Raw genomic sequence first — 6,998 nt, forward strand, 5'->3', positions numbered from 1 at the left:
GGAAGGGGGAAAAAGTGGACGAACAGCTAATAGCTTTGCAGCTTTGCCTTAAGGAAGTTGGCGGATTCAGTATGGCCAGCTTTAGGGAGCGCTTAAAGTACCAGAAGATGGTATATCTCATGCAGTTATTTGGAATTGATCTGGGCTACCGTTTTGAGTGGTATCTGCGTGGCCCTTACTGTACAGAGCTTACTGTTGACGGCTTCGAAATAGACAAGCATAGAGATGAAATTGAAGAGTACGTAAAGGATTACGAATTATCGAACGAAGCCAGAGAAAAGCTGGCGCGTTTTAGGGATATGATATCTCAACCTCCGGCTGATGGGCTCAGCCAGGAATCATGGCTGGAGTTGTTGGCTTCCGTACATTACCTGGCCCAAATCGCATATGTTAAAAACCCTGAAGATAAGGAGTATGGCCGGGTGAGCGCGAGATTGCGCGGGATGAAGCCATGGTATGAGGAGGAGCAGATAGCCCAGGCGTGGAGTTTATTAAAAACTTATGGCTTGCTTAAAGGATGACCGTGGCGACGAAAGGCGGGTCGGTTTATTTCTTTATGAGCGAAAAATTTACCCGCATCATAAACGATAATGTATATGGAGCTGTACCGCTTACAGAAGCGGAGTGGGAGGTCATTAACACGCCGATATTTCAGCGGTTAAGGAGAATTAGGCAGTTAGGTCTTTCGAGTTATGTATTTCCTACCGCAGAGCACACCCGATTCAGCCACTCTCTGGGTGTTCTTTTTATTATGGGTAAAATAACAGAACTCTTACACCAAAAGGGCATCCTGAATGAGGACGATGTAAGAAAACTTCGTATGGCCTCTCTCTTGCATGATGTTGGACATTACCCGCTTTCTCATGTTGGAGAAGCTGTTTTTATGCGCATACAATTTGAAGAAGAGCAGGTGATCCGAAAAAAGAGTTCTGTTTCTGATGAGAATGATTTAACAAAAGCAGGCAGGAGGTATCGCGTCAAGTCTGTCAGTCATGAGCGCGTAGGTGCAGCAATAATTACAAGGCATCACAATCACAAGATTGCAAATATTCTCAAGAAGCACAGATTTGATCCGGTAGAACTGGCAAAGATTATCAACGGGGAGCACGAGGACAATATTATTTACAACCAGTTGATGCATTCAAGCTTAGATGCCGATAGATTGGATTATTTACTGCGTGATGCAACCCATACAGGCGTCCGTTATGGTTTGGTAGACTTTGACTATCTTGTTAGACATCTTGAAATTGGCGAGGAAAAAGATACACAGGGCAATCCCGTAAAAGTGATAGGAGTTTCTCAAAAAGCTACACACGTCCTCGAACATTATTTGACGGCTCGATACTTCCTTTATTCGCAGGTAATTTTTCATAAAACGGTAGTTGCTTTTGAAATCTTAGCGAGGGCTTTAATGTATTATGCTTCAAAAAATGAAATGTTAGATGGCGAGTGGTTTAGAAATTATGATGATATAGTGGAGAATATTAATACTGCGAAGTTTTTAAGGTTTAACGATCACCTTTTCTTTCGTTTGCTTCATGACTCCCGTTTGCGGAAGGATCGCCAGATTCGCTTAATTGCAGAAATGCTATTAAAACGACGGCGGCCGAAAATGATAAAAGAAGTAAAAAGCCTGATCCGTACCAGCGAAAACAGGTATGCACCGGAGTTTATTTCATTCCGAACGCTGCTGGATAAACACTTAACTGCAGTCGCTGAGAAGGCTTCCGTAAAACCTAAATGGCTATTTTACCATGAGATACCATTATCCTTCGAAAACATCTCACCCTACCTCAATATTTCTGAGACACTATCGGAAGAGGATAAGAAGGAGGCCGCCAGGATAATTGCTAAGGACGGAACTGCCAAATTGCTCATTGAGGATCAAAATTCTGTTATACACCATCTTGCAGCCCTGAAACTTGTTATCTTAAGGTTGTATTGCCTAAATACTTCTAAAGCAGCTTGCGGTAGAGTGTTAGAAGAAACTGAGGCTATGTTGCTTTGACCTTTTACTGCTCCCGGGAGCGAAGCGAAAGAGCTTGAAGTGGAAGATTGAAGAAGCAGCCGGGGAGGAACCCGGAAAATGCGGATGCTTAAGCGTTGCGGGAAGTCCTTTTCCGGCCGCTGCCCGAAACGGCGGAAGAGTTTAAAAACTGAAAGGTTGCTAGGGGAGGGCAATGATGATGATTGGTCCGTCCAAATCTGGAAAAAAGGCCCCACCCGGCACGTCACTAACTGAGTTGAGAGTTGGCGAGACGGTAGTTGTTGAGGGAATGGTTGGCGAATGGACCGTGCGTCGAACAAGGTCGGGAGAAGTTTTTGTAAAAGCACCGCTGCACATGGGCGACGGGGCCTCCGTGTGGTGTGTTTGGTGGCAGGCTCGCAGCGCCCCTCAGCCTGGACACCGGATCCGCGTTCGGGGCGAAGTACAGTTCTACGATGGAAATGTGGAACTGCACGTTCGCGAGACCACCCTTCTCTTTGACGACCGGCCCACTGCGCTTGAACAAAGGCTTCTCCGGTTTTATATTGCTTGCCTCGAAGCCGAACAGATGCGAGAGCTGGAGTTTGCGCTGGCCGATGGGGGTCGGCAATTCGTCCTGTTGGAAGCCGGGGAAGAACGCGTTATAACTGGTGAGGCAACGTGGACGGATCTCCCGGAGGACCCGCAGCTAACCCAGTGGTTGAGCCGCCGCCTTTTGGCCGGCCGGGCAGAGCAAGTTTTCGTGGGATATCCCGTAGTGGCAGGTAACAGGGATCGGAACGGTGTGCCAAGCAAGGTCCTCAGCCCTTTTTTCTACGTCCCCGTGGAAATAGAGCGATCTGCTTCTGGTATCCTCCGCGTGCTTCCTGAGACTTCGTTGCCAGAACTGAACGTATTTGCGTTGGAATTGCTCGGTATGTCTCGAGAAGAGAGAGTTGGGTTCGTGGAAGCAATTGAGGAACTGGAAGAGATCCAGACAGCCTCGTCAGCCCGCGCTCGCATGGAAGCCTGGCTTAACATACTCATGGCAGAAGGTCTTGTAGAACCCGACTTCTGCCTCGTCCCGGAACATCTAGGTCCGCTTAAGGACGGTGTTTCAAATACATGCATCATTTACACTGGAGAGCGTGGGCCAATAATTAGGAACTTGATCGAAGACTTGGAGGAGCTTTCTACGTTGCCCGCAGATGAATTGCGCCGGGGGCCGCTTGGTGTCCTCATGGGCGCGATACCGGCACTGGCACCGCCTCCTGCTGAGCCGCATCCCACCATAATTCCTACGAACCTGACGCAGGACCGGGCCATTACTTCGGCTTTCTCTGCACCACTGACGGTAGTCACAGGGCCGCCGGGGACAGGCAAGTCGCAGCTGATCGTCAACGCCGTAGCCTCTGCTGTTGTGCGAGAAGAGAAAGTATGTTTCGCTTCAAAAAACAACCAGGCGGTAGACGTGATCTTCGAGCGCCTGGCAGCAGTAAGCGATGAACCGGTACCTATTCGGGCAGGAACGACTAAGTACCGGGGCAATATAGCATTAACAAATTCAACGCGCGCTTGCCCGTCCTGAAAGACCAACTGAACTGGGATCGGCTATAACCGCCTGGCGTATGGTCGAAAAGGAGCTGTCTCCCATTTACCAGGTAGCGCGTGAGCGTGAAAAGGTTGAGGCGGAGCTTGCCGCTGAGGAAGCTCGCTACGAAGAGTTGAACCGCGCGGCCCCGGTTGCGGTCTTCGCGCTTGGCGACCCGTACGAAGTGGCGGCGGCGGCAAAGGAGGTGCTTGCTTTGCTTCCATTTGCGAGCAGGCCCCGGCCCTTCTGGCCCTGGGCCAGGCGTCGCTGGGAGCGCGCAAGAGAGGAGTTGGCAGCAGCGTGGGACCGCCTCTCCCAGTCCGTTGGGTCTGCCATACCGACACCCAAGGATCCTGAACAGAAAACGGCTGAGGAATGTTTGCGGCTTTCTTAGGTAGCCCGCGATATTGATGCCCAACGCTTGCGCATAGAGGCCACGCGAAAACACCTGGCCTCCCTTCCCGACCGGTGGGAGCTTCATGACCGGCTCATGGAAATGTCCGCGCGTCGCCTGGAGGCCGGCCGACAGTTGTTTGAAGCAACCTGGCGCAAGCTCATCGGGGGCACCTTGCCGGAAAAACGCGCTGCGGCATCGGCTCTTGCCGAGGGGTTGGCGAAAGCCGCAAGCGGACAGAAAGCCTCCATCAGGCGGCTCCTCCGGCTTGTGCCGGACGCGTTGCACATTTTCCCCGTCTGGGGAGTTACTAACCTCTCGGCGCGTACCAACTTACCTCTTAGGGCCGAGCTTTTTGACCTGGTCATAATTGACGAAGCTTCACAGTGTGACATCCCCTCAGCGATTCCGCTGTTGTACCGGGCCAGGCGTGCGCTTATCATCGGCGACCCGAAGCAGCTCACCCACATCACTTCTCTAAGGGAAGCGGCAGAGGAAAATCTCGCCCGACGATTCGGCCTGACGCCGGACGATCTCCTTGTATTCTCCTATCGTTCGCGTAGTCTCTTCGGTCTGGCATCCGCTCGCGTCGGGGAGAAACCACTTTTCCTTGACCAACACTTTCGGTCACACCCAGCGATCATTACTTTCTCCAACGACCATTTTTACGGCTCACGTCTTTTGGTCCTGACCGACGAGTCACAGTTGCAGCCCGGACCTGCTGTTCGGTGGATCAACATCCCAGGTCAGTTCCGGCGCGGGCCGCGCGGAAGGAGCGTGGTAAACCTGCCGGAGGCTGAGGCCGTGGTCCACCAGCTCGAGACTCTGCGTGGCCAATTTGGGGATCAAGGTCTTTCCGTTGGTGTGGTAACGCCTTATCGAGCCCAAGCGGAGGTTATTCGAGACTTAGTAGTCCGCCGCTTGCCGAATCTTGGTGATTCTCTGGTGGTGGATACGGCTCACCGGTTCCAGGGTGATGAGCGGGACATAATTATATTCTCGCCGGTGGTGAGCCGGGAGATGCCCACCTACCACGTGACGTTTGCGTCCAATTCCAATCTGGTAAATGTGGCCGTGACCAGGGCAAGACGCAAACTCGTCGTCGTAGGTGACCGGGGGGCCTGCCTGGCCTCGCCGGGAGTTCTGCGCGACTTGGCTCAGTACATTATGGATCTTGAAGCTGGCGGGTTCCGGTCGCCACTAGAGCGGCGGCTGTTTGAGGCACTTGTGGCAGCGGGGATTAACGTTCAGACCGGCGTAGAAGCCGGGGGATACCAGCTAGACCTGGCTGTGGTGGACGGCGAGCGCCGACTCGATGTAGAATGTGACGGCGCGGCCTTCCACCGTGACCTGCGCGCCGATTTTCTCCGCGACGAACGGCTGCGGCGCGCCGGATGGGAGGTTGTGCGGTTCTCCGGCCGCGAGATCCAGCGTAACCTCGACGAGTGTGTCCGTAAGGTAAAGGAGTTGCTGGCTGCGAGGTGAAAAAGTGCGGCATGAATTTTCCAGTCACTGTCTATTTATTGCCGGAGATGGAATGGGTGTTATCCCTGGACCAGTACAGTGCAAACAAAGGGACGGTTTTCATGTTTGGGCCTGCAGGCAAGAGCAGGTGCAGGCAGGGGCAGGCGGCGAAACACGAAGTCAGAAAATAAGCGGCAGACCTGTTGGTGTCCTGCACCGGATGGAAAAACCGGAGCGAGACAAAATCCTGCATGATTGGATCCAACAGCAGAACCGTCCCCCTGATTGCCCCTGATTGCCCTGATTGTGGCGGAAGAAGGTTTATCGGTTGAGGCTATTGAGAGAGTTTGCAAAAGTCAGGATCAAGACCAGGCCAGGTTCTGGCCGGCCGGGGTAAGAACTTCTTTGAGATTAATAATCGAGCGGGATGATTGTGATGGCGATCGAAAGGAATTTAATTAGTTACCATCGATCTATAGCCAGGGAATTGGAGGCAACTAAAAACCGCGTCCGTGATCTAATAGGAAGCTCGCATTGGCAGAGCGATGGCGAACATAAAGAGGCTGTACTTCGCAAAGCACTCCGCAACTATTTGCCTGAAAACGTTCTTGTTGGCAAGGGATTTGTATGCTATAAAAGCGGTATTCCTCAAACATCAAAGCAACTTGATATATTGATTGTTTCCAAATCAAGGCCAACACTTTTTAAAGATGGTGAATTTGTAATTGTTACGCCTGATGCAGTAAAGGCCATAGTCGAGGTTAAAACAAAAATTTCTTCTCGGGATGAACTCTTAGAGGCCTTAAAAAAGCTTGGGGAAGATGCGCAAAGGATCCGCAATGAGAAAAAAAATTGCCAGGGCGAAAATTGTTGGTCTGGACTTTTTATCTATGATGATATTTCCCTTGACTATCAAGTACTTCTTGAAGCATGTAGGGACGCTGCTAACCAAGATGTGTTACGGGCTGTTAACTGTATATCTGGAGGAGCCAGTAAATTTATACGTTTTTGGAGAAATGGGATAGAGGCTAACAGTCCTGTTAGGGGTCCAGTTTGGCATGCTTACGATTTAAAAGACCTTGCACCAGCCTATTTTTTGAGCAACTTGGTCTGGTATGTCACCCCTGGAATGCAACGGGATATGCAGTATGCCTGGTTTCCTATTGAAAAGGGAAAGGAAACCAGGCGCCGCTGGTATATTCCCCTCAATAGCGGCGAGGCAAAAGAGTTTGGGGATAAAGAATTGCCTAAATCCTTCTAAAACAATAAAACAAGAAACAAGGGGACGGTTCTCAGGAAGACGACATTGTGCGCTTTGAAAGATTTCGGGCGGGATGTCGTCGCGGTTGATTAAGTGTTCATTAGGGAAGATCTGTTAAGAGAAGCCCAGGAATAGCAGGAAAAAAATCGGGAAGAAATAATCAGGCCAGGAGAGGAGGAGGGAGACAAGGGGAGGGGGTTCTTTTGTCTATTGGAGGATAGGCAAAAGGAGCCGTTTTTTGATGTAAGGGACTTTCCGGCAGGGTAGTTGAATCTGGATAGAGTATAGTGTCCAGCGGACTCGGCCAGATCTTTTACATCTG

At 51.1% G+C, this 6,998-nt stretch carries 7 protein-coding genes; all 7 read left to right on the forward strand.

The annotated features are described in order from the left end of the window. On the forward strand, nucleotides 1-521 hold a 521-nt coding region (locus HPY90_RS14340), incomplete at its 5' end, for a hypothetical protein (RefSeq protein WP_287195509.1). Nucleotides 522-523: 2 nt separating this feature from the next. Then, nucleotides 524-2,008 carry an HD domain-containing protein gene (locus HPY90_RS14345; RefSeq protein ID WP_287195511.1) on the forward strand — a complete coding sequence of 495 codons (1,485 nt, stop codon included), beginning with the start codon at nucleotides 524-526 and terminating at the stop codon, nucleotides 2,006-2,008. Nucleotides 2,009-2,183: 175 nt separating this feature from the next. Beyond that, the gene (locus HPY90_RS14350) at nucleotides 2,184-3,554 is read left to right on the forward strand and encodes an AAA domain-containing protein (protein ID WP_287195513.1); all 1,371 of its coding nucleotides are present in this window, start codon (nucleotides 2,184-2,186) and stop codon (nucleotides 3,552-3,554) included. Between the two features lie 40 nt (nucleotides 3,555-3,594). Further along, nucleotides 3,595-3,951 (forward strand): hypothetical protein, encoded by a 357-nt coding sequence (locus tag HPY90_RS14355; protein ID WP_287195515.1) that lies wholly within the window; start codon nucleotides 3,595-3,597, stop codon nucleotides 3,949-3,951. 27 nt (nucleotides 3,952-3,978) lie between these two features. Continuing rightward, a complete protein-coding gene (locus HPY90_RS14360; protein ID WP_287195517.1) occupies nucleotides 3,979-5,436 on the forward strand; it encodes an AAA domain-containing protein in 1,458 nt (485 codons plus the stop codon). Between the two features lie 11 nt (nucleotides 5,437-5,447). Beyond that, complete coding sequence (locus HPY90_RS14365; protein ID WP_287195519.1) at nucleotides 5,448-5,606, forward strand: hypothetical protein; 159 nt, start codon at nucleotides 5,448-5,450, stop codon at nucleotides 5,604-5,606. A gap of 245 nt (nucleotides 5,607-5,851) precedes the next feature. After that, a complete protein-coding gene (locus HPY90_RS14370; protein ID WP_353733683.1) occupies nucleotides 5,852-6,676 on the forward strand; it encodes a DUF6602 domain-containing protein in 825 nt (274 codons plus the stop codon). Nucleotides 6,677-6,998: the final 322 nt, after the last annotated feature.

Source organism: Syntrophothermus sp. (assembly GCF_013314835.1).
GTDB lineage: Bacteria > Bacillota > Syntrophomonadia > Syntrophomonadales > Syntrophothermaceae > Syntrophothermus > Syntrophothermus lipocalidus.

What these genes read in the sequence shown, in the direction of transcription:
- HPY90_RS14370 (WP_353733683.1), top strand. Translation starts at nt 5,852, where the DNA reads ATGGCGATCGAAAGGAATTTAATTAGTTACCATCGATCTATAGCCAGG.
- HPY90_RS14350 (WP_287195513.1), top strand. Translation starts at nt 2,184, where the DNA reads ATGATGATTGGTCCGTCCAAATCTGGAAAAAAGGCCCCACCCGGCACG.
- HPY90_RS14355 (WP_287195515.1), top strand. Translation starts at nt 3,595, where the DNA reads ATGGTCGAAAAGGAGCTGTCTCCCATTTACCAGGTAGCGCGTGAGCGT.
- HPY90_RS14365 (WP_287195519.1), top strand. Translation starts at nt 5,448, where the DNA reads ATGAATTTTCCAGTCACTGTCTATTTATTGCCGGAGATGGAATGGGTG.